This window comes from Mycobacterium dioxanotrophicus (assembly GCF_002157835.1).
GTDB classification, from domain to species: Bacteria; Actinomycetota; Actinomycetes; order Mycobacteriales; family Mycobacteriaceae; genus Mycobacterium; species Mycobacterium dioxanotrophicus.
The window spans coordinates 3,043,188-3,068,207 of sequence record NZ_CP020809.1; the positions used below are offsets into that span (position 1 = coordinate 3,043,188).

Genomic DNA, 25,020 nt, shown 5'->3' on the forward strand with positions numbered 1-25,020 from the left:
CTATGTCAACGGACATCCTGGAGGAGCTGGACTGGCGCGGGCTGATCGCGCAATCGACCGACCGCGACGCGCTGGCCGGGGACCTGGTCAACGGGCCGGTGACCGTGTACTCCGGCTTCGATCCGACCGCGCCGAGCCTGCATGCCGGGCACCTGGTGCCGTTGCTGACCCTGCGCCGGTTCCAGCAGGCCGGCCACCGGCCCATCGTCCTGGCCGGCGGCGCGACGGGGATGATCGGTGATCCGCGCGAAACCGGGGAACGGACCCTGAACACCGCTGACACGGTGGCCGACTGGGCCGGCCGTATCCGCGGGCAGCTGGAACGGTTTGTCGAGTTCAACGACTCACCGACGGGTGCCATCGTCGAGAACAACCTGAACTGGACAGGCGAGTTGTCGGCGATTGAGTTCCTGCGGGACATCGGCAAGTACTTCTCGGTCAACGTGATGCTCGACCGTGACACCGTGCGGCGCCGTCTCGAAGGCGACGGCATCTCCTACACCGAGTTCAGCTACATGTTGTTGCAGGCCAACGACTACGTGGAACTGCACCAACGGCACGGTTGCGCTTTGCAGATCGGTGGTTCCGACCAATGGGGAAACATCGTGGCGGGGGCCCGGCTCGTGCGCCAGAAGCTCGGCGCCACGGTGCACGCCATGACGACGCCGCTGGTCACCGACTCCGAGGGCAAGAAGTTCGGCAAGTCCACCGGAGGCGGGAATCTCTGGCTCGACCCCGAGCTGACCAGCCCGTATGCCTGGTACCAGTACTTCGTCAACGCTGCCGACGCCGACGTGGTGCGGTACCTGCGGTGGTTCACTTTCCTGTCCGCCGAGGAACTCGCCGAGCTCGACGACGCCACCCGGACCCGTGCGCACGAACGCGCCGCTCAGAGGCGGTTGGCGCGGGAGTTGACGACGCTCGTCCACGGGGAAGGAGCGACCCGAGCGGTCGAACTTGCCAGCCAGGCGCTGTTCGGCCGTGGCGAGCTGACGGACCTCGACGAATCCACGTTGTCCGCCGCTCTGCGTGAGGCGAGTAGTGGACAGGTCGCCGAGTTGAAGCCGGGTGGTGCGGACACGATCACCGATTTGTTGGTGGCGAGTGGATTGGCAGCGAGTAAGGGAGCTGCGCGACGCAATGTCGCCGAAGGTGGCGTGTACGTCAACAACACCCGTATTGAAAGTGACGAGTGGATACCACAGCCCGCCGACTTTTTGCATGACCGTTGGCTGGTGTTGCGACGTGGCAAGCGCAACATTGCCGGTGTCGAGCGCGTCGGGGCGTAGCCCGACGGCTGCCGAGCCTCTGACCAGGGCAGATGTCGCGGTGACCTGGGCATTTGACTCGCTGTTAGCCCTCGCGTAACTTATTGCAGGTCAGAGCGACGCGGCCCAGCCGCGGAGCGAGGACAAAGTCCGAGAGAGTCTTCCGCTAAGGTGGGGGTTCCTCAGCGCCCGCACTAGAGATCGCGGCTTTTAGCCGCGGATTTTTGGTGTGGACGTCTCGGGTGTGTTGTTTGAGAACTCAATAGTGTGTTTGGTGGTTTTTGTTTGTTGTTTTTGGTTGCATTCTTTTTCCCGTTTAGGGTGTGACCTTTTGTTTTTTTGGATGCCGGTTTTTGGTGTCTGTTGTTTGTGATCGGATTTTTCTGAATGTGAATTCTTTCGGGTTTTGTCCCGGGGTTTTTGTTTGGAGAGTTTGATCCTGGCTCAGGACGAACGCTGGCGGCGTGCTTAACACATGCAAGTCGAACGGAAAGGCCCTTCGGGTGCTCGAGTGGCGAACGGGTGAGTAACACGTGGGTGATCTGCCCTGCACTTTGGATAAGCCTGGGAAACTGGGTCTAATACCGGATAGGACCATGGCCTTCATGGGTTGTGGTGGAAAGCTTTTGCGGTGTGGGATGGGCCCGCGGCCTATCAGCTTGTTGGTGGGGTAATGGCCTACCAAGGCGACGACGGGTAGCCGGCCTGAGAGGGTGACCGGCCACACTGGGACTGAGATACGGCCCAGACTCCTACGGGAGGCAGCAGTGGGGAATATTGCACAATGGGCGCAAGCCTGATGCAGCGACGCCGCGTGGGGATGACGGCCTTCGGGTTGTAAACCTCTTTCAGCACAGACGAAGCGTGAGTGACGGTATGTGCAGAAGAAGCACCGGCCAACTACGTGCCAGCAGCCGCGGTAATACGTAGGGTGCGAGCGTTGTCCGGAATTACTGGGCGTAAAGAGCTCGTAGGTGGTTTGTCGCGTTGTTCGTGAAAACTCACAGCTTAACTGTGGGCGTGCGGGCGATACGGGCAGACTGGAGTACTGCAGGGGAGACTGGAATTCCTGGTGTAGCGGTGGAATGCGCAGATATCAGGAGGAACACCGGTGGCGAAGGCGGGTCTCTGGGCAGTAACTGACGCTGAGGAGCGAAAGCGTGGGGAGCGAACAGGATTAGATACCCTGGTAGTCCACGCCGTAAACGGTGGGTACTAGGTGTGGGTTTCCTTCCTTGGGATCCGTGCCGTAGCTAACGCATTAAGTACCCCGCCTGGGGAGTACGGCCGCAAGGCTAAAACTCAAAGGAATTGACGGGGGCCCGCACAAGCGGCGGAGCATGTGGATTAATTCGATGCAACGCGAAGAACCTTACCTGGGTTTGACATGCACAGGACGCTGGTAGAGATATCAGTTCCCTTGTGGCCTGTGTGCAGGTGGTGCATGGCTGTCGTCAGCTCGTGTCGTGAGATGTTGGGTTAAGTCCCGCAACGAGCGCAACCCTTGTCCTATGTTGCCAGCGGGTTATGCCGGGACTCGTAGGAGACTGCCGGGTCAACTCGGAGGAAGGTGGGGATGACGTCAAGTCATCATGCCCCTTATGTCCAGGGCTTCACACATGCTACAATGGCCGGTACAAAGGGCTGCGATACCGTGAGGTGGAGCGAATCCTTTCAAAGCCGGTCTCAGTTCGGATCGGGGTCTGCAACTCGACCCCGTGAAGTCGGAGTCGCTAGTAATCGCAGATCAGCAACGCTGCGGTGAATACGTTCCCGGGCCTTGTACACACCGCCCGTCACGTCATGAAAGTCGGTAACACCCGAAGCCGGTGGCCTAACCCCTTGTGGGAGGGAGCCGTCGAAGGTGGGATCGGCGATTGGGACGAAGTCGTAACAAGGTAGCCGTACCGGAAGGTGCGGCTGGATCACCTCCTTTCTAAGGAGCACCACGAGAGGCATCCTCTATTGGGGAGGGTGTGAGCCGTGAGGAACCTGTCTGGTTGTAGTGACCGGGTTTGGTGCAACAACAAACTTGGCGTGGGATGCGGGAAAGCATCTGCGGAAAATCATCGGACACACTATTGGGCTTTGAGACAACAGGCCCGCGGTCCTGTCCCGTTGGGGCAGGGGTGTGTTGTTGCCCTGCTTTGGTGGTGGGGTGTGGTGTTTGATTTGTGGATAGTGGTTGCGAGCATCTAGCGCGCAAGAATGTGGCATCTGCCTTTGGGTGGGTGTTGTTGTTGTGTGTTGATGTGCAATTTCTTTTGAAACTCATTTTTGGTTTTTGTGTTGTAAGTGTTTAAGGCGCATGGTGGATGCCTTGGCACTGGGAGCCGATGAAGGACGTGGGAGGCTGCGATATGCCTCGGGAGCTGTCAACCGAGCGTGGATCCGAGGATGTCCGAATGGGGAAACCCGGCACGAGTGATGTCGTGTCACCCAACGCTGAATACATAGGCGTTGGGGGGAACGCGGGAAGTGAAACATCTCAGTACCCGTAGGAAGAGAAAACAATGGTGATTCCGTGAGTAGTGGCGAGCGAAAGCGGAGGATGGCTAAACCGTATGCATGTGATACCGGGTAGGGTTGTGTGTGCGGGTTGTGGGACCCATCTTTCTGGGGCTACCTCCTCAGAGGGCAGTGAGAAAATGTTGTGGTTAGCGGAAGTGGCTTGGGATGGCCTGCCGTAGACGGTGAGAGCCCGGTACGTGAAAACCCGACGTCTGTCTTGATGGTGTTCCCGAGTAGCAGCGGGCCCGTGAAATCTGCTGTGAATCTGCCGGGACCACCCGGTAAGCCTGAATACTTCCCAGTGACCGATAGCGGATGAGTACCGTGAGGGAATGGTGAAAAGTACCCCGGGAGGGGAGTGAAATAGTACCTGAAACCGTGCGCTTACAATCCGTCAGAGCCTTCGACTGTGTCGTGGGTGATGGCGTGCCTTTTGAAGAATGAGCCTGCGAGTCAGGGACATGTCGCGAGGTTAACCCGGGTGGGGTAGCCGCAGCGAAAGCGAGTCTGAATAGGGCGTATCCATCCCGTTGGGGTTGGTGTAGTGGTGTGTTCTGGACCCGAAGCGGAGTGATCTACCCATGGCCAGGGTGAAGCGCGGGTAAGACCGTGTGGAGGCCCGAACCCACTTAGGTTGAAGACTGAGGGATGAGCTGTGGGTAGGGGTGAAAGGCCAATCAAACTCCGTGATAGCTGGTTCTCCCGAAATGCATTTAGGTGCAGCGTCACATGTTTCTTGTTGGAGGTAGAGCTACTGGATGGCCGATGGGCCCTACTAGGTTACTGACGTCAGCCAAACTCCGAATGCCGACAAGTCCAAGAGTGTGGCAGTGAGACGGCGGGGATAAGCTCCGTGCGTCGAGAGGGAAACAGCCCAGATCGCCGGCTAAGGCCCCTAAGCGTGTGCTAAGTGGAAAAGGATGTGCAGTCGCGAAGACAACCAGGAGGTTGGCTTAGAAGCAGCCACCCTTGAAAGAGTGCGTAATAGCTCACTGGTCAAGTGATTGTGCGCCGATAATGTAGCGGGCTCAAGCACACCGCCGAAGCCGCGGCAACGACCTTGTGTCGTTGGGTAGGGGAGCGTCCTGCGTCCGGTGAAGCCGCCGAGTGATCGAGTGGTGGAGGGTGTGGGAGTGAGAATGCAGGCATGAGTAGCGAATAGGCAAGTGAGAACCTTGCCCGCCGAAAGACCAAGGGTTCCTGGGCCAGGCCAGTCCGCCCAGGGTGAGTCGGGACCTAAGGCGAGGCCGACAGGCGTAGTCGATGGACAACGGGTTGATATTCCCGTACCCGTGTGTGTGCGTCCCTGATGAATCAGAGGTACTAACCACCCAAAAGGTGGTCCATCAATCCCTTCGGGGTGCGAGGATCGCTGGCTGCGTGGGACCTTCTTTGGTAGTAGTCAAGCGATGGGGTGACGCAGGAAGGTAGCCGTACCGGTCAGTGGTAATACCGGGGTAAGCCTGTAGGGAGGAACGTAGGTAAATCCGCGTTTCGTTGATCCTGAGAGGTGATGCATAGCCGAGTGAGGCGAATTCGGTGATCCTATGCTGCCAAGAAAAGCCTCTAGCGAGGACATACACGGCCCGTACCCCAAACCAACACAGGTGGTCAGGTAGAGAATACTAAGGCGTACGAGTGAACTATGGTTAAGGAACTCGGCAAAATGCCCCCGTAACTTCGGGAGAAGGGGACCCCCATATCGTGAACACCCTTGCGGTGGGTAGCGGGAGGGGTGGCACAAACCAGTGAGAAGCGACTGTTTACTAAAAACACAGGTCCGTGCGAAGTCGCAAGACGATGTATACGGACTGACGCCTGCCCGGTGCTGGAAGGTTAAGAGGACCCGTTAACTCTTCGGGGTGAAGCGGAGAATTTAAGCCCCAGTAAACGGCGGTGGTAACTATAACCATCCTAAGGTAGCGAAATTCCTTGTCGGGTAAGTTCCGACCTGCACGAATGGCGTAACGACTTCTCAACTGTCTCAACCATAGACTCGGCGAAATTGCACTACGAGTAAAGATGCTCGTTACGCGCGGCAGGACGAAAAGACCCCGGGACCTTCACTACAACTTGGTATTGGTGCTCGATACGGTTTGTGTAGGATAGGTGGGAGACTGTGAAACGCAGACGCCAGTTTGTGTGGAGTCGTTGTTGAAATACCACTCTGATCGTATTGGGCCTCTAACCTCGGACCGTATATCCGGTTCAGGGACAGTGCCTGGTGGGTAGTTTAACTGGGGCGGTTGCCTCCTAAAATGTAACGGAGGCGCCCAAAGGTTCCCTCAACCTGGACGGCAATCAGGTGTTGAGTGTAAGTGCACAAGGGAGCTTGACTGCGAGACATACATGTCGAGCAGGGACGAAAGTCGGGACTAGTGATCCGGCACCTCTGAGTGGAAGGGGTGTCGCTCAACGGATAAAAGGTACCCCGGGATAACAGGCTGATCTTCCCCAAGAGTCCATATCGACGGGATGGTTTGGCACCTCGATGTCGGCTCGTCGCATCCTGGGGCTGGAGCAGGTCCCAAGGGTTGGGCTGTTCGCCCATTAAAGCGGCACGCGAGCTGGGTTTAGAACGTCGTGAGACAGTTCGGTCTCTATCCGCCGCGCGCGTCAGAAGCTTGAGGAAATCTGTCCCTAGTACGAGAGGACCGGGACGGACGAACCTCTGGTCTACCAGTTGTCCCACCAGGGGCATGGCTGGATAGCCACGTTCGGACAGGATAACCGCTGAAAGCATCTAAGCGGGAAACCCCCTCCAAGACCAGGCTTCTCACCCATTAAGTGGGATAAGGCCCCCCGCAGACCACGGGATCGATAGACCAGACCTAGACACCTAGCAATAGGCGCAGGGAACTGGCACTAACCGGCCGAAAACTTACAACAACCCAACAAACACCATGTTTGATGAGTCTCAGTAAGAACACGCACATCCTGTTTCGCAACCACACCACAACCACACACGCGACCACTGTGTCGTGGGTGCACACCGCACCCCACCACCAAAACACACAAGGTTTCACACCCAGAAACGGGTGAATAGAGTTACGGCGGTCCATAGCGGCAGGGAAACGCCCGGTCCCATCCCGAACCCGGAAGCTAAGCCTGCCAGCGCCGATGATACTACCCACACGGGTGGAAAAGTAGGACACCGCCGAACACACATTAAGAATCGCCCCCCACACCCGTGGGGGGCGATTCTCATATATCCACACACCCATATTTCATCCACACAATTCACCGAATTCGACGATTATGTCGGCTTCGCGCCTGCCAGTATCCTTTGCGGGAGGGTAGGCAAGAAAGGCACACGTGGTCGGAGAGAGACAAGGCGGCGGCGAGCGTCGGCCGCGGCGTGCATCGGGTGGCCAAGGTCAGCGCCGGCAGTCAGCTCCGCGCTCGTCCGGTCCGAACCGTGCGCGCGGGACACAGCCGCGCACCGATGACCAACGGACGTCAGACGTTCCGTTACTCGGGTCCGATATCGAGGCCAAGCAGCTGGCGCCGGAGGTCCGGCGTGAACTGATCACCCTCGACAAGGCCACCGCGGATTACGTTGCGCGCCATCTGGTCGCGGCGGGCAATCTGATCGATGAGGATCCGGACACCGCGCTGGCGCACGCCCGCGCGGCGCGCAACCGGGCCGGCCGTATCGCCGCGGTTCGAGAAGCGGTGGGCATCGCTGCCTATCACGCCGGCGACTGGGCCCAGGCGCTGGCAGAGCTGCGCGCCGCCCGCCGGATGGGCAGCAAGTCGGCCCTGTTGCCGATGATCGCCGACTGCGAACGGGGGGTGGGGCGTCCGGAACGCGCCATCGAGCTGGCCCGCAGTGACGAGGCCGCCGCACTCACCGGCGATGACGCCGACGAGTTGCGCATCGTCGTCGCGGGCGCCCGGTCCGATCTGGGGCAGTTCGAACAGGCCCTCGCGATTCTCTCGACCCCACAACTGGATCCGGCCCAAACCGGCCAGACTGCGGCGCGGTTGTTCTACGTCTACGCCGATACGCTGCTGGCGCTCGAGCGTTCGGACGAAGCGCTGCAGTGGTTCATCAATGCGGCCGCGTCCGACGTGGACGGCGTCACCGACGCCGAGGACCGGGTCACGGAACTCGCCTGACGTGACGACGCTGGCCCGGCACGCGCGGTGGCGGTGGTCGTTGCTGTCCACATCTATCGACTAGCGTGACAAGCGCTATGACTACCGATCCAGATCAGGTGCGGTCGCTGGTGGCCGCCGTGCTGGCTCAGCTGCCGGAGATGAGCGACGCAGACGGTGCCGATGTGGCCATCGAGGAGATCGAGGCCGTGGCGTCCCGGCTGGAAGAAGCCCACGGAGTACTCGTGGCCGCGCTCGAGTCGGTCGACAGAGGTGTGGCCGGCGGCAGTGCCGAGCCCGGTAGGTGAGTGGCGGTGGCTCGTCGGGCTCGTGTTGACGCCGAGCTGGTCAGACGTGGGCTTGCCCGGTCACGCCAGCAGGCGGCGGAGTTGATCGCCGCAGGCCGGGTTCGTGTCGACGGCATGCCTGCCGCCAAGCCGGCGACAGCCATCACGGTCGACGCCAACATCGTCGTCGCCGAAACCCAGGAGCGCAGCTGGGTGTCGCGCGGGGCCCACAAGCTGATCGGCGCGCTGGACGCGTTCGGGCTCGACGTCTCGGATCGGCGGTGCCTGGATGCCGGAGCCTCGACCGGTGGATTCACCGAGGTGCTGCTGGACCGGGGAGCCTCCGAGGTCGTCGCGGTGGATGTCGGCTACGGGCAGCTGGCGTGGTCTCTGCGGTCCGATGACCGCGTGCGGGTGATCGAGCGCACGAATGTCCGTGAGCTGACGCCAGAGGCCATCGACGGTCAGGTGGATCTCGTCGTCGCCGACTTGTCTTTCATTTCCCTGGCGACGGTGCTGCCCGCACTCACCGCATGTGCCCGGCCGAGCGCCGATATCGTTCCCATGGTGAAGCCTCAGTTCGAGGTCGGTAAGGATCGCGTCGGGGCCGGCGGGGTGGTGTCGGACCCGCGGTTGCGGGCCGAGGCGGTGTGTACGGTCGCCCGAAGGGCGGCGGAATTGCACTGGCATGCTGTCGGCGTGACGGCGAGCCCGCTTCCCGGACCATCGGGCAATGTCGAGTACTTTCTGCGGCTGCGCGCCGAAACAGACGAGCCGCTGCGCGGTGAATCGCTGGAACTGGCGGTACACCGGGCGGTCGAGGAGGGCCCGCAATGATCTGCGAGCGCACGATACTGCTGGTGGTACACACCGGACGGGATGAGGCCACCGAGGTCGCCCGCCGGGTCGAAAAAGTGCTGGGCGACAACGGGATCGGCCTGCGGGTGCTGTCGGCCGAAGCCGTCGACCGGGGCCCGCTGCACCTGGCTCCCGACGACATGCGCGCACTCGGTGTCGAGATCGAGGTGGTCGACCCCGACGAACGCGCCGCCGAGGGCTGCGAGCTGGTGCTGGTGCTGGGTGGTGACGGCACGTTCCTGCGGGCCGCCGAGTTGGCGCGCAATGTGGAGATCCCGGTGTTGGGCGTCAACCTCGGCCGGATCGGATTCCTGGCCGAGGCCGAAGCCGAGGCCATTGACCACGTGCTCGACCATGTCATCAAGCGGGCCTACCGGATCGAGAACCGGATGACCCTCGATGTGTCGGTGCGCGTCGGCAACGACATCATCAACCGGGGCTGGGCGCTCAACGAGGCGAGCCTCGAAAAGGGGCCCCGGCTCGGCGTACTCGGCGTGGTTCTCGAAGTGGACGGCCGGCCGGTGTCGGCGTTCGGTTGCGATGGGGTGTTGGTCTCCACGCCCACCGGGTCCACGGCATACGCCTTCTCCGCGGGCGGCCCGGTGCTCTGGCCGGACTTGGAGGCGATCTTGGTGGTACCCAACAACGCCCACGCGTTGTTCGCCCGGCCGATGGTCACCAGCCCGGATGCGTCGATCGCCATCGAGATCGAGGCCAGTGGTCATGACGCCCTGGTGTTCTGCGACGGCCGCCGGGAGATGGTCCTGCCCGCCGGCGGACGGTTGGAGGTGACCCGATGCGGGACGCCGTTGAAATGGGTCCGGCTCGACAGCGCACCGTTCACCGACCGGCTCGTGCGCAAATTCCAGCTGCCGGTCAGAGGCTGGCGGGGGAAGTAGGCACGTGCTAGCTGAGATCCGAATCGAATCGCTCGGCGCGATCAGCTCTGCCACCGCCGAGTTCGACCGCGGACTGACCGTGTTGACCGGTGAGACCGGCATGGGCAAGACCATGGTGGTCACGAGCCTGCATCTGCTCGGCGGTGCTCGTGCGGATGCCACCCGGGTGCGGTCGGGTGCTGACCGGGCCGTGGTCGAAGGACGGTTCAGCACCACAGAACTCGGTGCCGACGTGGCACTGCGGGTCGATGAGCTGCTGGAATCCTCCGGTGCCGACCGCGACGACGACGGAACGGTGATCGCCGCGCGTTCGGTCAGCCGGGTCGGGCCATCGCGCGCGTACCTCGGCGGCCGCAGCGTGCCGGCGAAGTCGCTGAGCAGTTTCACCGCTGAAGTGCTGACGCTGCACGGACAGAACGATCAGCTGCGATTGATGCGTCCGGACGAGCAGCGGGTGGCGCTGGACCGGTATGCCGACGTGGACAAGCTGTTGGCGCGGTATCGCCGTATCCGGGAGGAATGGCAGCTCGCGCGCAAGGATCTCGTCGACCGTCGGCAACGGGCGCGCGAACTCGCCCAGGAGGCCGACCGGCTGAGCTTCGGGATCAACGAGATCGACGCAGTGGCACCGCAGCCCGGTGAGGACGAGGCCATCGTCGCCGACATCCGGCGGCTCTCGGAGCTCGATGCGCTGCGGGAGGCCGCGCAGACGGCGCGAGTGGCGCTGTCCGGTGCGCTCGACGATCCGTCGCCGGATGCGGTGTCGGCGACCGACGGTGTGGGGCAGGCGAAATCGGCTCTGGAGTCCACCGATGACGCGTCGCTGCAGGCGCTGGGCGTCCGATTGGCCGAAGCGGTCGTGGTGATCAGCGACGTCACCGCAGAGCTCGGTCATTACCTGGACGAATTGCCCAGCGATGCAAGCACATTGGAGACCAAGCTGGCGCGGCAGGCGGAGCTGCGCACACTGACCCGCAAGTACGCGGCAGATATCGACGGGGTGCTGGCCTGGGCCCGTGATGCCGCCGACCGGCTGGCACAGCTGGACGTGTCGGAGGAGACGTTGGCCACGTTGGAGCGTCGCGTCGGAGAACTGGAAGGCCAGGTGGTGGCGGCCGCCGGCGAGCTGACCAAGGTCAGGGTCAAGGCCGCCAAGGGTCTGGCCAAGGCGGTCACGTCGGAACTGGCCGGCTTGGCCATGGCCAATGCGATCTTCAGCATCACCGTGACCCCGATGCCCGCGCGGGCCGACGACTCATCACCGGTGACACTGCCGGACGGGACGGTCGTACACGCCGGCCACGACGGGGTCGATGCCGTCGAGTTCGGCTTCACCGCGCACCGCGGCGCCGATGTTCTCCCGTTGACCAAGAGCGCATCGGGCGGTGAGCTCTCGCGCGTCATGCTCGCGCTCGAGGTGGTGCTGTCGGCCTCGGCCGAGGGCACCACGATGGTGTTCGACGAGGTCGACGCCGGTGTGGGTGGACGCGCGGCAGTGCAGATCGGCCGCCGGTTGGCCCGGCTGGCCCGGACCCATCAGGTCATCGTCGTCACCCACCTCCCGCAGGTGGCGGCCTACGCCGACGCGCACCTGCTCGTCGATGCCGGTGACGGACGCCGCAAGTCCAGCGGCGTGCGGCGGATCGATGACGACGAGCGCGTCGCCGAACTGGCCAGAATGCTGGCCGGCCTGGGGGAGTCCGACAGCGGCAGGGCACATGCCAGGGAACTGCTGGAAGCGGCGCAGCAGGAACGCACTGCGCCCTGACGGGTCCGCCTGCGTCAGGCCGGATTGGCCGGGGAGAGTTCGGCCGCACCCCAGCGCAACGGGCTCACGTCGCTGAGCTCCACCAGTTCGGTCATCGTGAAGTCGATCCAGCACTGGCTACCGGCCGCAGGCTGCTCTTTCTGGCGAGTCCCCGTTTCTGAGTCCACCCGGTCTTGGAGTCGGGGTTTGGTTGATCCAGATTCAGTTGATCTCGCAGGCCACCGGGGTGTGGGTGCACCTGCATGCCGCAGCGTACTCGGCCGGCGTTAGGTAACCCAGCGATGAGTGGCGGTGTCGGTGGTTATGCTCTTCCTTGAAGTCTCCGATGACCACGCGGGCCTCGAACAGGGTGTTCCAGTGATTGCGGTTGAGGCACTCCTTCCGAAGCCGGTTGTTAAATGATTCAATATGCCCGTTATTCCACGGCGTCCCTGGCGGAATATACGACGTACCTAACTTGCCGTCGCAAAACTGTTGCAGCGCTTGAGAAATGAACTCCGGACCGTTATCCATCCGCAGCACCTTCGGCGGCCCGCCGGCCACGGCGAACACCTTCTCCAGCTCATCGACGAGCTCCTTGCCGGTGATCGAGCGTTCGACCATGTTCAGCAGCGACTCGCGGGTGTGCTCGTCGACCATCGAGGCGATCTTGATCGCCTTGCCGTCGACAGTGGAATCGAACTGGAAGTCGATCGCCCACACCACCTTCGGAGCATCGGCCTCGATCGGCGGGATCGACGACACCCCAGCCCGCTTACGCGGCGACCTGACTTTCACCTGCAGCCCCTCCTCGCGCCACAGACGGTGGATCTTCTTCTTGTTGACCTCACGGCGCTCGTCGTAGCGCAACGCCGCCCAGGCGCGGCGGAACCCGTGACATGGGTGTTTGGTGGCGTAGGAACGCAGCCAGGCCCGCGTCTCGGCGTCCGGATCGACGGGGGTCTGCGACAGTGGCAGGCGGCGGTGGGTGGAGCGGGCCAGCCCAACTGCGGTGCACGCCAACCGTTCCGACATGCCCAACGTGGTGGTGAGCATGACGACGGCGCGGCGCTTGGCAGCTGGGCCTAGAATTTTCCCTTGGCGACCTCCCGCAAGGCGTCTTTGACCAGCTCAGCCTCGGCCAGCAGCCGCTTGAGCCGAGCGTTCTGCTCGCGCAGCTCCTTGAGTTCCTTGGCGGCATCGGTGTCCATCCCGCCATAGGCGCGGCGCCAGTTGTACAGCGTCGCCGCCGACACCTCCAGCTCAGCGGCGATCTCCTCACCGGTCTTACCCGCCGCAGCCAACTCGTCCGCGCGACGCAGCTTGCGCACAATGTCCTCCGCGGAATGCCGCTTCCGACCAGCCATACGTTCATCGTCCCTTCACGCCCGACATCGGGCTACAGGACTCTAAAACTGCATGGACCCAATCAGTGGGAACACGCCATTTCCATCCGATCTCGGCGGTTCCGGTGAGTTGGAGGGTGGCGCCGGTGTGCCAGTCCGGGATCAGCAGTCCGCAGCGGGGATTGGCGCTGATGTTGCCGAGCGTCATGAACATCGAGTTGCCGCGGTAATCCGGCCAGCGCAAGCGCGTCGGCGAAAGTACCTGGAGGAATCCGGGATTGCCGCCGCGGTGGGATGCATCGGTGTTTCCCTCGAGGTCGGCGGACCCGATGAAGAACGTATCGGTCGCGACGATCGTTCTGCGGTGATCCTCGGAGAGAATTACCGTGCGGTGGGCGCGGGGGAGGGCGGTCGGTCGCACCGCCTCGACGTGGCGGCGCGTGATGTATTTCGGGCAGTTCGAGTACACCTGCTCGGTGCGGATCCGCACCCCACCGCTGATCGGCTCGGCTGTTCCGTTGACCCGCATCCGGCGTCGCGTCTGCGGCTGGACAGCGATCAGGCCCACCGGGCGGGTCCGCTGCAGGGCGTCGTGCAGCGGGTCGCACGCAGCGGGTAGCCCGCTGATCGTGACGGTCCGCGCGTCCTCGGCGCGCACGAAGCCGGGCGCCCCGGCGATCAGGCTGGTCCATAGCCGGCCCGCGTCGTCGGCCGCGGCCAGCACGATCAGAGGTTGGTCGGTCAGGAAGTCCGCCGCGGCAGCGGGGATTTCTTGGCGGACCATCCGGCCGACGCGTTCGGCGATCTCGGTCTGGCCCATGCGCTGCTGGACCGCGAGCTCACCTGGGTGATAGAGAGCGTTCACCGCGACCGACTCAGAAGAAGCCGCAGGTGGGAGCCGAACCGCTGGGTGCCGGGGCATGCTCTGCGCCGCCGGGTGCGTACACCTCCAGCCGGATGCCGTCGGGGTCGGTGAAGAAGATGCCACCCGATGCGGCCCCCTCTCCGTGTGCGACGACACCGTCGTAGGCGAACCGGACATCGTGTTCCTTGAGTACCGCCTCCACTGCCCGCACCTGATCCACGCTGTCGACCTCGAACGACAGGTGGTGCAGGCCAGGCGTATTCGCCGAGAAGGCGCCGTCGCTCTGCTGCCAGAGGGTCAGTCGAAGGACGCCTTCGGACCCGAGGAATGCGTACCGGTGCTCGCCGTCCGTACTGACGCTGATGGGCTCGAAACCGAGGGCCCGTCGATAGAACTCGATCGACCGCTCGAGGTCGGTGACGTTGAGGCCGACATGGCCGGTGGCGGGGCGGGGGGTGATGGCGGTGGGCATCGTGCTCCTCCAAGAGGCGTAACCGATAAACTGACAAATGAAGGTTAGGCAGAATTCCGACGGGGTGTCAACCGGTTAAACTAATTTCAATGGTTAGTCGGTCGGGGTCCGGTTCGCCGCGGAAGGAGGCGGGATAATGTCGGGTATGCGCGATCCGCGCCCTCACCTCGGCGAACCCCTCGCGCTGGATCTGTTGAACACGCGATGGATGTCGAGTGACGGCCCCCAAGACCTGCTGTCCGACGTGGATGGCGTGCAGTGCTGGCTTGCGACCAACCACCTCGCCGATCGCTGCCGGGCCGACGAAGAGGTGCGCAGTGCGCTGGTGGCCACGCGCGAGGCGATCCTCGCGGTGGTCGAGCGCCGCTCCTCGGACGACCTCAATGCCGTGCTCGACCGCGGCCGGATCCGGCGGACGCTTTCCGAGTCCGGCCCGCAAGAACTCGCCGACGTACCGCACCCATGGCTCGCGCCGTGGCTGGCGGCCGACAGTCTGTTGAGTTTGCTCGGAGAGGCACCCGATCGCATCAAGCAGTGCGCGCACCCGCACTGCATCTTGTGGTTCCACGACACCTCGAAGAACGGCGCGCGACGGTGGCATTCGATGGCGGTCTGCGGCAATCGGGCGAAGGCTGCGCGTCACTACGCCGCGAAGCGCGATTGAGACCGTTTAGTTGTTACGCATGTGACTAAAGGTCACTTCTGAGGCTGATGTTACGGCGCGCCTCCGTGGCTAGCCCGTTGATCCCCGACAGAATCGGCGCATGAAGATGTCAGCGCTGCTTGCCCGCAATGCCAGTTCGCGCCCGGGGATCACGGGAACTGCCCGGGTGGACCGCGACATCGATCGACTTCTTCGCCGAGTGGGGGCCGGGGACATCGTCGTGCTCGACGTCCAGGACCTGGACCGGATCACCGCAGACGCGCTGGTCGAGGCCAATGTCGCCGGTGTCGTCAACGCATCCCCCTCGATCTCCGGCCGCTATCCCAATCTGGGTCCGGAGGTGCTGGTCGCCAACGGCGTGGTGCTCATCGACGAGGCCGGCCCCGAGATCTTCAAGAAGGTCAAAGACGGCGCGCGGGTGCGGTTGAACAACGGCGGCGTGTACGCCGGTGACCGGCGCCTCGCCCTGGGCACCGAGCGCACCGACCATGAGATCCACGACCTCATGCACGAGGCCAAGAGCGGATTGGTGGCCCATCTCGAGGCCTTCGCCGGCAACACCATCGAGTTCATCCGCAGCGAGAGCCCCCTGCTCATCGACGGCATCGGCATCCCGGACGTCGACGTCGACCTGCACCGCAGGCACGTGGTGATCGTCGCCGAGGAACCCAACGCCGCCGCGGACCTCAGGGCCCTCAAGCCGTTCATCAAGGAGTATCAGCCGGTTCTCGTCGGTGTCGGGGTCGGCGCCGACGTGCTGCGCAAGGCCGGGTACCGGCCCGCGCTGATCGTCGGTGATCCGGACAAGCTGAGCGTGGAGGTGCTGCGCTGCGGCGCCCAGGTGGTGCTGCCCGCCGACGCCGATGGCCACGCCGCCGGGCTCGAGCGCATTCAGGATCTCGGGATCGGGGCGATGACCTTCCCGGCCGCCGGGTCGGCCGCCGACCTCGCGCTGCTGCTGTGTGACCACCACGGCGCCTCGCTGATCGTCACCGCGGGCCACGCCGCCAACATCGAGGAGTTCTTCGACCGCTCCCGGCAGGCCAGCAACCCGTCGACCTTCCTGACCCGGCTGAAGGTGGGGGAGAAGCTGGTCGACGCCAAAGCGGTGGCAACGCTCTACCGCAGCCGGGTGTCCGGCGGTGCGATCGCGCTGCTGGTGCTGGCCATGCTGGTGGCCGTCATCGTCGCGCTGTGGGTGTCGCGCGCCGACACCGCGGTGCTCGACTGGGTGGCCAACTATTGGCACCAGTTCATCACCTGGGTGCAGGGCCTGGTCAGCTAGTCGACGGCTGAGCTGTGATTTCACTACGCGCACACGCGATCTCGTTGGCAGCGGTGTTCCTGGCGCTGGCCATCGGCGTCGCCCTCGGGTCCGGGCTGCTGTCCAACACGGTGCTGTCCGGTTTGCGTGACGACAAACAACAGCTTCAACACCAGATCGACTCGCTCACCGAGGACAAGAACGCGCTCAACCAGAAACTCAACGCCGCAGGCGAATTCGATGCGCAACTGGCGCCGCGGATGGTGCGTGACGCGCTCAAGGACAAGTCCGTGGTGCTGTTCCGCACGCCCGACGCCGCCGACGGCGATGTCGACGCGATCGCGCGCATCATCGGACAGGCCGGCGGCACCGTCAGCGGCGCGGTGTCGATGACGAGCGAGTTCGTCGAGGCCAACTCTGCCGACAAGTTGCTCTCGGTGGTCAACTCGCCCGTCGTGCCCGCAGGCAAACAGCTCAACACCGTCGCCCTCGACCAAGGCTCGCAGGCGGGCGACCTTCTCGGGATGGCGCTGCTCATCGACAAGAACCCGACGGTTCCTCCGGTCGACGACACCCAGCGCAACACCGTGCTGACCGCGCTGCGCGATACCGGGTTCCTCAGCTACAACGGGCACATCGGCGCCGCCAACACCGCGGTGATCGTGACGGGAGGGCCGTTGGGCGACGACGGCGGCAACCGCGGGACCACGGTCGCGCGACTGGCCGCCGGGCTGGCTCCGCACGGATCCGGTGTCGTCCTGATCGGCCGCGATGGTTCGGCCTCGGGCACGGGCCCGGTCGCGGTGGTCAGATCCGATGCCGGTCTCACCGGCGCCGTCAGTACTGTCGACGACGCTGACACCAGCGCTGGCCAGATCACGACCGTGTTGGCCCTCGGCGAACTCGCGTCCGGTGGCAAGCCGGGACAGTACGGCACTGGTCGCGGTGCGGCCTCGGTCACCCTGCCGCAGTAGCGGCCCGCATAGATTTGCTCCTCATGTCCGCGGTATCTGATTTGCTCCTCGCGTCCGCGGCACCGATTTGCTCCTCCCGTCCGCGGTGCGTCTGCAACAGCTTGTCCGCGACGGTGTTAAGGTGAGATTCCGTGGGTCGGCAGGCCCCAGGCCAGTTCGGCGATCCCCTGCCCGTCGTCACGGAGGTTGTTTTTGCCCCCCTTACGCAAGCACCCGCAAACCGCCACCAAGCATATTTTTGTCACCGGTGGCGTGGTGTCATCGCTCGGAAAGGGTCTGACCGCATCCAGCCTGGGTCAGCTGCTGACCGCTCGGGGACTGCAGGTGACCATGCAGAAGCTCGACCCGTATCTCAACGTCGACCCGGGCACCATGAACCCGTTCCAGCACGGCGAGGTCTTCGTCACGGAGGACGGCGCCGAAACTGACCTGGACGTCGGCCACTACGAGCGCTTCCTGGACCGCGATCTGTCGGGCTCGGCCAACGTGACCACGGGCCAGGTCTATTCGACGGTCATCGCCAAGGAGCGCCGCGGTGAGTACCTCGGTGACACCGTCCAGGTGATCCCGCACATCACCGACGAGATCAAGAACCGCATCCTGGCCATGGCCGAGCCCGATGCCCGCGGGCACCGGCCCGATGTGGTGATCACCGAGATCGGTGGCACGGTCGGCGATATCGAATCGCAGCCGTTCCTGGAGGCCGCCCGCCAGGTCCGCCACGACGTGGGCCGCGACAACGTCTTCTTCCTGCACGTATCGCTGGTGCCGTACCTCGCGCCGTCCGGCGAGCTGAAAACGAAGCCCACCCAGCATTCGGTGGCCGCGTTGCGCAGCATCGGTATCACGCCCGACGCGCTGATCCTGCGTTGTGACCGCGACGTGCCCGAACCGCTGAAGAACAAGATCGCGCTGATGTGCGACGTCGACGTCGACGGTGTGATCTCCACGCCCGACGCTCCGTCGATCTACGACATCCCCAAGGTGCTGCACCGCGAGGAACTCGACGCCTATGTGGTGCGCCGGTTGAACCTGCCCTTCCGGGACGTCGACTGGACGGAGTGGGACGACCTGCTGCGGCGCGTCCACGACCCCCAGGAGACCGTCCGGATCGCCTTGGTGGGCAAGTACATCGACCTCTCCGACGCCTACCTGTCGGTCGCCGAGGCGTTGCGCGCCGGCGGCTTCAAACACCGCGCCAAGGTGGAGATGCGGTGGGTGGCCTCCGACGACTGCGAGTCCGAGAGCGGAGCTGCGGCGGCCCTGTCCGACGTGCACGGCGTGCTCATTCCCGGTGGGTTCGGCATCCGCGGTATCGAGGGCAAGATCGGCGCCATCAGCTATGCGCGCAAGCGCGGACTGCCGGTACTGGGACTGTGTCTCGGGCTGCAGTGCATCGTGATCGAGGCCGCGCGGACCGTCGGCATCACCGGCGCGAACTCCGCCGAGTTCGACCCGGCCACTCCTGACCCGGTGATCTCGACAATGGCCGACCAGCAGGACGCCGTGTCCGGAGAGGCCGACCTCGGCGGCACCATGCGCCTCGGCGCCTACCCGGCGGTTCTGCAATCGGGTTCGGTGGTCGCACAGGCCTACGGAGCCACCGAGGTGTCCGAGCGGCACCGGCACCGCTACGAGGTCAACAACGCCTACCGGGATCGCATCGCCAAGAGCGGTCTGCGGTTCTCGGGCACCTCGCCCGACGGTCACCTGGTCGAGTTCGTCGAGTACGCGCCCGAGGTCCATCCCTTCCTGGTGGGCACCCAGGCGCACCCCGAGCTCAAGAGCAGGCCCACCCGGCCGCATCCGCTGTTCGCGGCGTTCATCGGGGCAGCGCTGGCCTACAAGGCCGAGGAACGGCTGCCCGGCATGGACCTGCCTGAGTCGTACTCCGAGGAGACCGAAGCCGTCGACGAGTCCCTGGACACCTCCTTGGAGACATCGGAGATCCGTGGCTGAACACGACTTCGAGACGCTCGCAAGCGAAACCGTTTACGTCGGAAAGATTTTCGCCCTGCGGGCCGATGAGGTCAGCATGCCGGGCGGCGGGTCGGCCCGGCGTGAGGTCGTCGAGCACTACGGTGCGGTCGCCGTGGTCGCCCTCGACGACGACGGCAATGTGGTGCTGGTGTACCAGTACCGGCACCCGCTGGGTCGGCGACTGTGGGAGCTGCCCGCCGGGCTGCTCGATCTCGGTGGGGAACCACCCCAGGTCACCGCGGCCCGCGAGCTCGAAGAGGAAGTCGGCCTGGTCGCCGCGAACTGGCGCGTGCTCGTCGATCTGGACTCCACGCCGGGGTTCTCCGATGAAAGCGTGCGAATCTTCCTGGCCACCGGCCTGAGCCACATCGACCGGCCCGAGGCGCACGACGAAGAAGCCGACATGCGCGCGGAGCGGGTTCCGTTGGCACAGGCGGTGTCCCGGGTGTTCGCCGGTGAGATCGTGAATTCGATTGCGGTGGCTGGGATTCTGGCCGCTCACACGATGGCGGATATGGACTCGTTGCGGACGGTCGACGCTCCGTGGACTGACCGGCCGACGGCATTTCGGCGGCGCAAAGGCCTGCAGTGACGCTCCCGTCTCCTGTTCGCGCGAGCGGCTCATCGGGGCCGTCTCCTCTTCGCGCAAGCGGCTCATCGGGGCCGTCTCCTCTTCGCGCAAGCGGCTCATCGGCCGCCGCCCAGGCGGTCCTGGAGACCCAGATCCGCAGCTACCTCGACCATTTGACGGTCGAACGGGGAGTCGCGGCCAACACGCTGAGCTCGTACCGGCGTGATCTGCGCCGGTACGCCGAGCATCTGCAGCGGTGCGGTATCGAGGACCTGGCCAAGGTGGCCGAATCCGACGTCAGCGACTTCCTGGTCGCGTTGCGCCGCGGTGACCCGGAGGCCGGGCAAGCCGCGCTCTCGGCGGTGTCAGCGGCACGCGCAGTGGTCGCGGTCCGCGGACTGCACCGGTTCGCCGTGGCCGAAGGTCTCACCGAGCTCGATGTGGCCCGGGAGGTTCGGCCCCCCAACCCCAGCCGCCGGCTGCCCAAGAGCTTGACGCTCGACGAGGTGCTGGCGCTGTTGGATGCCGCCGGCGGCGAGAGCGAGGCGGACGGTCCGCTGACCCTGCGCAATCGCGCGCTGCTGGAGCTGCTGTACTCGACCGGGGCGCGCATCTCCGAGGCCGTCGGGCTCGACGTCGACGACATCGACACCCACAACCGGTCGGTGTTGCTGCACGGCAAGGGCGGCAAGCAACGGCTCGTGCCGATCGGCCGCCCGGCGGTCAGCGCCCTCGACGCCTATCTGGTGCGCGGTCGGCCCGACCTGGCACGCCGCGGTCGCGGCACCCCGGCCATCTTTCTCAACGCCCGCGGCGGTCGGCTGTCCCGCCAGAGCGCGTGGCAGGTGCTGCAGGACGCGGCCGAGCGGGCCGGGATCACCTCCGCGGTGTCACCGCACACACTGCGGCATTCGTTCGCGACGCACCTGCTCGACGGCGGCGCCGACGTGCGTGTCGTCCAGGAACTCCTCGGGCACGCTTCGGTGACCACCACGCAGATCTACACCATGGTCACCGTGCACACCCTGCGCGAGGTGTGGGCCGGTGCGCATCCGCGGGCGCGTTAGCCGCTGAGGAGTTCGGACTCCAGCATCACGTCGCGCAGCAGGGTCTGGTACTCGCCGTGGGTCTTGTGTTCGACGGTGTTCCACCGCACGCCTTGTTCTGCGCGCATGTACGCCAGATAGTCGGGTGCCCCGGGGAGTTTGACGTTGTCGGCGACCACGATCGCGCCGCAGCCCCTGTCGATGCTCGCGTCCGCAGAGCGCAGCCAGCCCCGGTCCAGCACACTGTGCAGATCGGCCAGATACGCGCTCTTGTCGTGGTCGATGAACATGAAATCAAGTGTGCCCGTGTCGAATCCGAGCCGTGCGAGGGTATCGAGGGTGCGTCCGCCGTCGCCGATGGTGCCCACCACACACGTGATGCGGTCGGCCAGCCCGGCGTGAGCCCAGATGGTGCGGGCGATTTCGGCGTTCGCCGAGGCCAGTTCGATCGAGAACACCCGCGCTGCAGGCGCCGCGCGGGCGATCCGCAGGGCGCCGTAGCCACAGTAGGTGCCCAGCTCCAGCGCGAGCCGCGGTTGTGCGCGGACCACGGCAGCGTCGAGCAGCGCGCCCTTCTCGTCGCCCACGTTGATCAGGAACGATTCCTCGTAGGCAAAGCGGTCGATGGTCGCGATGACGTCGTCGGGATCGCCACGACGCGCGTTGGCCACGACGTACCGGGCCGCGGCCGCCTCACGGCCATCGCCGATCTGGCCGACGGTGAAGATGTTGCGCTGGTGTAATGCCATGCGCCAAAAGGACGTTCGAAGGAATGGAGCGTGGCGCTGCCAGCTCACAACCGCCCCATCCAGCTGTTGAACAGCCCCTCGGGATCGTATTTGGCGCGCAGTATGTCGAGCCGCGCCATGTTCTGATCGGTGGCGAACCGGGCGGGTCGCCTGCCGAGGTTTTCGTCGGCCAAGCCGACTCCCGTGGCCAGGTGCGCCATGGCCGCCATGTTGTCGCGAGGCCAGTCGCGGTAGCGTTCGTCATCGGCGGGGTCCGGCCACACGGCGTAGAGCGCCATGTTGATCTCGTCCTCCAGCCCGTAGAACAACTCGTCCCGCGCCGGCGACGGGCTCCAGTTGTACATCAGGAAGTGCGACGGTGGCGGCGGCATGGTCTCGATGATCCGGTGAATGCCCGGCAGCAGATCCTCAGCCGAGGCGGACGTCCACATGTTGTCGGCGACATAGCGGTGCCCGGTGGGGTAGTTGCTCATCACCGCGCCGTACCATCCGGCCAAATCGGTTGTGGTGTAGGGGATCTTGACGATAGCGCGGTCAACGGCCGGGCAGCTGGACAGGATCGACAGGGCGGCTTCGGCCTCGGCTTCGGTATCGGCGAACGCCGGGGAGGCCACCACGATGGTCGGGTGTTCGAGCCCCAGGGCCGGCAGATTGCGTGATGTGATGATCTGCAGTTCCACCCGGTCGTCGATCTCCGGGCTGATTCGGCGCGCCCAGGTGAAGACGTCGTCGAGCACCTCGACGGGGTAGATGTACAGACAGCTGCCGCAGACCGCCGGACGCGGGTGCAGCTGCAGATGGAAGGCGGTCACCACCGCGAAGAATCCTGGGCCCGAACCGCGTGCGGCCCAGAACAAATCGGAGTTCTCGTCGGCGTCGCAGTACACCCGCTGGCCGTCGGCGGTGACGACGTCGATTCCGATGACGCTCTCGCATGCCGGCCCGACCACTTTGCTGTTCCAGCCGTATCCGCCCTGCAGCAGATACCCGCCCAGGCAGATGCCCTCGCAGTGCCCGGCGGGAAAGAACAGGCCGAGCTTGTCGAGTTCGGCGGCCAGCGCGCTGCCGACCTTTCCCGGCCCGACCACGGCGGACATGCGTTCGGCGTCGATCACGCACTGGTCGAGACGGCTGACATCGAGCAGCGTCCCGCCGTCGCGCAGGTGGCTGGCGGCCCAGCTGTGTCCGCCCGACACGATGCTGAAGGGCCCATGCGCACCGGTGACCGTCGCCACGACGTCGTCGACATCATGGGCCTGGACGATCAGGTCGGGGTAGCGGTCGGGGACCAGACCGTTCCAGACGGTGGCCCGACGCGCCTCTTCATAGCCGTCAGCGCCGCGACGGAACTGCCGTGCGTCTGTTGACATTTCACCTCCAGTACCGGCGGCGGACGGGTGGATTCAATAGCGGTCGATCACGTCGAGGGCGACCTCGCGTGCGGGGGCCACGGCGATTCCCCGCGCCACGCCGCGTGGCGCGGGGCGGGTGCGGTCTCGCGCAGGCATCCGAAGCTCCAATGTCTTCATGATGGTCGCAATCGCGATGGAAAGCTCGGAGTTCGCGAACGCCGCACCGATGCACCGTCGATGGCCTCCGCCGAACGGGGCGAACTCGAACGGCGAAATGCGCGAGTCGAGGAATCGTTCGGGACGGAACAGGTTGGGGTCGGTCCAGATGTCTGGGTTGAAATGTAGTGCGTACAAGGCTATTCCGACGACGTCGCCGGCTGCGCAGTCGACGCCGCCGACGGTCAGGGGTTCGGTCAGCCGCCGCAGCACGATCGGCACCGGCGGGTGCATGCGCAGCGCCTCCTTGATGACCGCACCCAGGTAGGGCAACGCGACCATCTCGGCCGGGGTGTTGGCTTGAGTCACCTCGTCTGCGACCCGTTGCCGCAACTTCTCGTCGCGGTAGATGTGGTAGAGCGCCCACACCATCGAGGTGGCGGTGGTCTCGTGGCCTGCGGCCAGCAGCGTCCTGAGCTGATCGTGCATGCCCTGGCCCTTGCGTCCGCGGCCGCAATCGTCGGTTGCGGACAACAGCACATCGAGCATGTCGGCGCCGGCGAGGCCGCCGCGTGCCCGGCTGTCCATGTCGTCGGAGAGCAGCCGGTCGAGATCGTCGCGCAGCCGTAGCAGACGCGCCCACGGGCCGTGGCCGCCGAGTTCGCGGCGCAGCGCGGGAACCAGCATCAGCGGCGCGGTGTTGGCCCGCATCAACGCGGTGATCGCCTCGGTGTACATGGCACGCCGGTCGGGCTCGGCGACGCTGAACACCACCCGGATGGCGATGTGCAGGGTGACGGCCACGGCCAGCTGCCGCACGGCGATCGAGTCCCCGGGCCGTACGTTGCGGATCTCCTCGCATGTCGCCGAGGCGATGATGCCGCTGTACTTCTTGACCCGGTCCCCGTGGAACGCCGGCAGCAACAGGCTGCGTTCCCGGTGGTGCTGTTCACCGGACAGCAGGATCAGCGATCCTGGCCCGACAACCGGTTCGATCGGATTTGGCGTGGGCGCCTCACACTGCGCTGCGGGCATCGTGAGGATGTCGCGGGCGGCATCGGCGGTGCCGAAGAACTTCACCTCTCCGAGACCGGGAAAGGTCAGCACGAGGGGGCTGGGACCGGTGGCGTGACGGTGGAAGAACCCGACCGGATCGACCCCGGCAGCGGCCGCGCGGAGCAGTCCGGCGGGCGACTTGATCAACTGAGTCGGCATTGCCGCAGCCTTCCGGACGGGGTTTGGCAACGATCCGCATGATTGCGAAACCGTCTCATTTGGGTCACACCCGGGTGCTCAGTGTTCGGGTGCCAGGTGGTACTCGTTCGAGGTAGCCGGAATGGACACGAAATTGCGTGTTGGTAACGGAGTTTGCGCGTGCCATCGCCGCCTTGGGCGGAGCTCTGATTGCTGGGGTGCTCAGCCCGAACAACGTTGGCCTCGCCAGAGTTTCCGCAGGTAGCGGCGGTACCTGGCGGAGTTGGGCCGCTCCGGAGCGGCATGCCTTGGTGCGTTCGACGGGCACGGCCGAATGTTCTGCGCGTCGGTGTGGGCGCCGTTGTCGTCCCGCAGCCGACCGAGGAAATGGAATTCGCGGGATTCGCCACTGATTTCTCGAATGTAATACGTGGAGAAATTTTCATTCCGGTTAATTTTGTTGGTTTTGCGGAGTTTGCGGAAATTAACGTGAGAAATGGCGAATTTGCGCCGGGAAGCGCCGGACCGGATGAATGCATAATTGGTGTCGACATTTCCCTCACCTTTCCCTGTCGGATTGCCCGATCGGGCACCTGCGGTGATTTGCGAGATACAGGATGGCACACGTGTGCGGCGTCGGGCAATCGTTAAGACAGCAAATAAGGGATGGACATGCGGCCTTGCCCATTCGGGCGGAAGCCGGCGCCGCGCCAACC

General features: G+C 64.6%; 19 protein-coding genes and 3 rRNA genes. 15 read left to right on the forward strand and 7 right to left on the reverse strand.

Features of this window, described 5'->3' with window-relative positions; all coding sequences use genetic code 11:
- Positions 1-2: 2 nt before the first annotated feature.
- The 9 genes from tyrS to recN all read left to right on the forward strand — a co-directional run bounded on the left by tyrS (position 3) and on the right by recN (position 11,692).
- The gene (gene tyrS, locus BTO20_RS14690; RefSeq protein WP_198344388.1) at positions 3-1,289 is read left to right on the forward strand and encodes a tyrosine--tRNA ligase; all 1,287 of its coding nucleotides are present in this window, start codon (positions 3-5) and stop codon (positions 1,287-1,289) included.
- Positions 1,290-1,689: 400 nt separating this feature from the next.
- Positions 1,690-3,204: ribosomal RNA gene (locus BTO20_RS14695) — 16S ribosomal RNA — on the forward strand.
- A 352-nt stretch (positions 3,205-3,556) separates the two neighbouring features.
- A 23S ribosomal RNA gene (locus BTO20_RS14700) occupies positions 3,557-6,669 on the forward strand.
- A 159-nt stretch (positions 6,670-6,828) separates the two neighbouring features.
- Positions 6,829-6,942, forward strand: a 5S ribosomal RNA gene (gene rrf / locus BTO20_RS14705).
- Together the 16S, 23S and 5S rRNA genes form the textbook arrangement of a ribosomal RNA operon.
- A gap of 152 nt (positions 6,943-7,094) precedes the next feature.
- On the forward strand, positions 7,095-7,901 hold the full coding sequence (locus BTO20_RS14710) for a tetratricopeptide repeat protein (RefSeq protein ID WP_087076972.1): 807 nt from the start codon (positions 7,095-7,097) through the stop codon (positions 7,899-7,901).
- 77 nt (positions 7,902-7,978) lie between these two features.
- Positions 7,979-8,188: a hypothetical protein gene (locus BTO20_RS14715; RefSeq protein ID WP_064946747.1), complete on the forward strand. Its 210-nt coding sequence runs from the start codon at positions 7,979-7,981 to the stop codon at positions 8,186-8,188.
- A gap of 6 nt (positions 8,189-8,194) precedes the next feature.
- Entirely contained in the window at positions 8,195-9,004 is an 810-nt protein-coding gene (locus tag BTO20_RS14720; RefSeq protein WP_087082099.1) for a TlyA family RNA methyltransferase, read from the forward strand.
- Positions 9,001-9,924 (forward strand): NAD kinase, encoded by a 924-nt coding sequence (locus BTO20_RS14725; protein ID WP_087076975.1) that lies wholly within the window; start codon positions 9,001-9,003, stop codon positions 9,922-9,924. Before BTO20_RS14720 ends, BTO20_RS14725 begins: the two co-directional genes overlap by 4 nt.
- 4 nt (positions 9,925-9,928) lie before the next feature.
- Positions 9,929-11,692, forward strand: a complete 1,764-nt coding sequence (gene recN / locus BTO20_RS14730) for a DNA repair protein RecN (protein ID WP_087076977.1) — start codon at positions 9,929-9,931, stop codon at positions 11,690-11,692.
- 14 nt (positions 11,693-11,706) lie between these two features.
- Here recN and BTO20_RS39300 read toward each other — a convergent pair whose 3' ends face one another.
- The 4 genes from BTO20_RS39300 to BTO20_RS14745 form a co-directional block, all read right to left on the reverse strand.
- On the reverse strand, positions 11,707-11,859 hold the full coding sequence (locus BTO20_RS39300) for a hypothetical protein (RefSeq protein ID WP_198344389.1): 153 nt from the start codon (positions 11,857-11,859) through the stop codon (positions 11,707-11,709).
- Between the two features lie 34 nt (positions 11,860-11,893).
- Positions 11,894-13,038 (reverse strand): IS3 family transposase gene (locus BTO20_RS14735; protein ID WP_087072522.1). Its coding sequence is split into 2 segments (ribosomal slippage): positions 11,894-12,771 and positions 12,771-13,038, totalling 1,146 coding nucleotides; the frame shifts between segments, so codons are not numbered across the junction.
- A gap of 4 nt (positions 13,039-13,042) precedes the next feature.
- Positions 13,043-13,882: a PNPOx family protein gene (locus tag BTO20_RS14740; protein WP_232491139.1), complete on the reverse strand. Its 840-nt coding sequence runs from the start codon at positions 13,880-13,882 to the stop codon at positions 13,043-13,045.
- Between the two features lie 10 nt (positions 13,883-13,892).
- Positions 13,893-14,354 (reverse strand): VOC family protein, encoded by a 462-nt coding sequence (locus BTO20_RS14745; protein WP_087076981.1) that lies wholly within the window; start codon positions 14,352-14,354, stop codon positions 13,893-13,895.
- A gap of 145 nt (positions 14,355-14,499) precedes the next feature.
- Here BTO20_RS14745 and BTO20_RS14750 point away from each other — a divergent pair, with 145 nt between their 5' ends.
- The 6 genes from BTO20_RS14750 (at position 14,500) to xerD (ending at position 20,874) form a co-directional block, all read left to right on the forward strand.
- Positions 14,500-15,018, forward strand: a complete 519-nt coding sequence (locus BTO20_RS14750; RefSeq protein WP_087076983.1) for a CGNR zinc finger domain-containing protein — start codon at positions 14,500-14,502, stop codon at positions 15,016-15,018.
- 100 nt (positions 15,019-15,118) lie between these two features.
- Positions 15,119-16,303, forward strand: coding sequence for a putative cytokinetic ring protein SteA (gene steA / locus BTO20_RS14755; protein WP_087076986.1), 1,185 nt, complete (start codon positions 15,119-15,121; stop codon positions 16,301-16,303).
- A gap of 14 nt (positions 16,304-16,317) precedes the next feature.
- A complete protein-coding gene (locus tag BTO20_RS14760) occupies positions 16,318-17,256 on the forward strand; it encodes a copper transporter (RefSeq protein WP_087076989.1) in 939 nt (312 codons plus the stop codon).
- 192 nt (positions 17,257-17,448) lie between these two features.
- Positions 17,449-19,215, forward strand: a complete 1,767-nt coding sequence (locus tag BTO20_RS14765) for a CTP synthase (RefSeq protein ID WP_087076991.1) — start codon at positions 17,449-17,451, stop codon at positions 19,213-19,215.
- Positions 19,208-19,828, forward strand: coding sequence for an NUDIX domain-containing protein (locus BTO20_RS14770; protein ID WP_087076993.1), 621 nt, complete (start codon positions 19,208-19,210; stop codon positions 19,826-19,828). The genes BTO20_RS14765 and BTO20_RS14770 overlap by 8 nt, the downstream gene beginning before the upstream one ends.
- Before the next feature lie 119 nt (positions 19,829-19,947).
- Positions 19,948-20,874: a site-specific tyrosine recombinase XerD gene (gene xerD, locus BTO20_RS14775; RefSeq protein ID WP_087082101.1), complete on the forward strand. Its 927-nt coding sequence runs from the start codon at positions 19,948-19,950 to the stop codon at positions 20,872-20,874.
- Here the strand turns inward: xerD and BTO20_RS14780 are convergent.
- The 3 genes from BTO20_RS14780 to BTO20_RS14790 are packed head-to-tail and all read right to left on the reverse strand — an operon-like array spanning position 20,871 to position 24,325.
- A complete protein-coding gene (locus tag BTO20_RS14780; protein ID WP_087076995.1) occupies positions 20,871-21,602 on the reverse strand; it encodes an O-methyltransferase in 732 nt (243 codons plus the stop codon). The two genes, xerD and BTO20_RS14780, sit on opposite strands and share 4 nt — an antisense overlap.
- 44 nt (positions 21,603-21,646) lie before the next feature.
- Positions 21,647-22,972: an FAD-binding oxidoreductase gene (locus BTO20_RS14785; protein WP_087076997.1), complete on the reverse strand. Its 1,326-nt coding sequence runs from the start codon at positions 22,970-22,972 to the stop codon at positions 21,647-21,649.
- Positions 22,973-23,005: 33 nt separating this feature from the next.
- On the reverse strand, positions 23,006-24,325 hold the full coding sequence (locus BTO20_RS14790; protein WP_087076999.1) for a cytochrome P450: 1,320 nt from the start codon (positions 24,323-24,325) through the stop codon (positions 23,006-23,008).
- Positions 24,326-25,020: the final 695 nt, after the last annotated feature.

Coding starts and splice junctions, on each gene's coding strand:
- steA (WP_087076986.1), top strand. CDS start 15,119: ATGAAGATGTCAGCGCTGCTTGCCCGCAATGCCAGTTCGCGCCCGGGG.
- BTO20_RS14745 (WP_087076981.1), bottom strand. CDS start 14,354: ATGCCCACCGCCATCACCCCCCGCCCCGCCACCGGCCATGTCGGCCTC.
- BTO20_RS14780 (WP_087076995.1), bottom strand. CDS start 21,602: ATGGCATTACACCAGCGCAACATCTTCACCGTCGGCCAGATCGGCGAT.
- BTO20_RS14725 (WP_087076975.1), top strand. CDS start 9,001: ATGATCTGCGAGCGCACGATACTGCTGGTGGTACACACCGGACGGGAT.
- BTO20_RS14785 (WP_087076997.1), bottom strand. CDS start 22,972: ATGTCAACAGACGCACGGCAGTTCCGTCGCGGCGCTGACGGCTATGAA.
- BTO20_RS14715 (WP_064946747.1), top strand. CDS start 7,979: ATGACTACCGATCCAGATCAGGTGCGGTCGCTGGTGGCCGCCGTGCTG.
- BTO20_RS14750 (WP_087076983.1), top strand. CDS start 14,500: ATGCGCGATCCGCGCCCTCACCTCGGCGAACCCCTCGCGCTGGATCTG.
- BTO20_RS14790 (WP_087076999.1), bottom strand. CDS start 24,325: ATGCCGACTCAGTTGATCAAGTCGCCCGCCGGACTGCTCCGCGCGGCC.
- tyrS (WP_198344388.1), top strand. CDS start 3: ATGTCAACGGACATCCTGGAGGAGCTGGACTGGCGCGGGCTGATCGCG.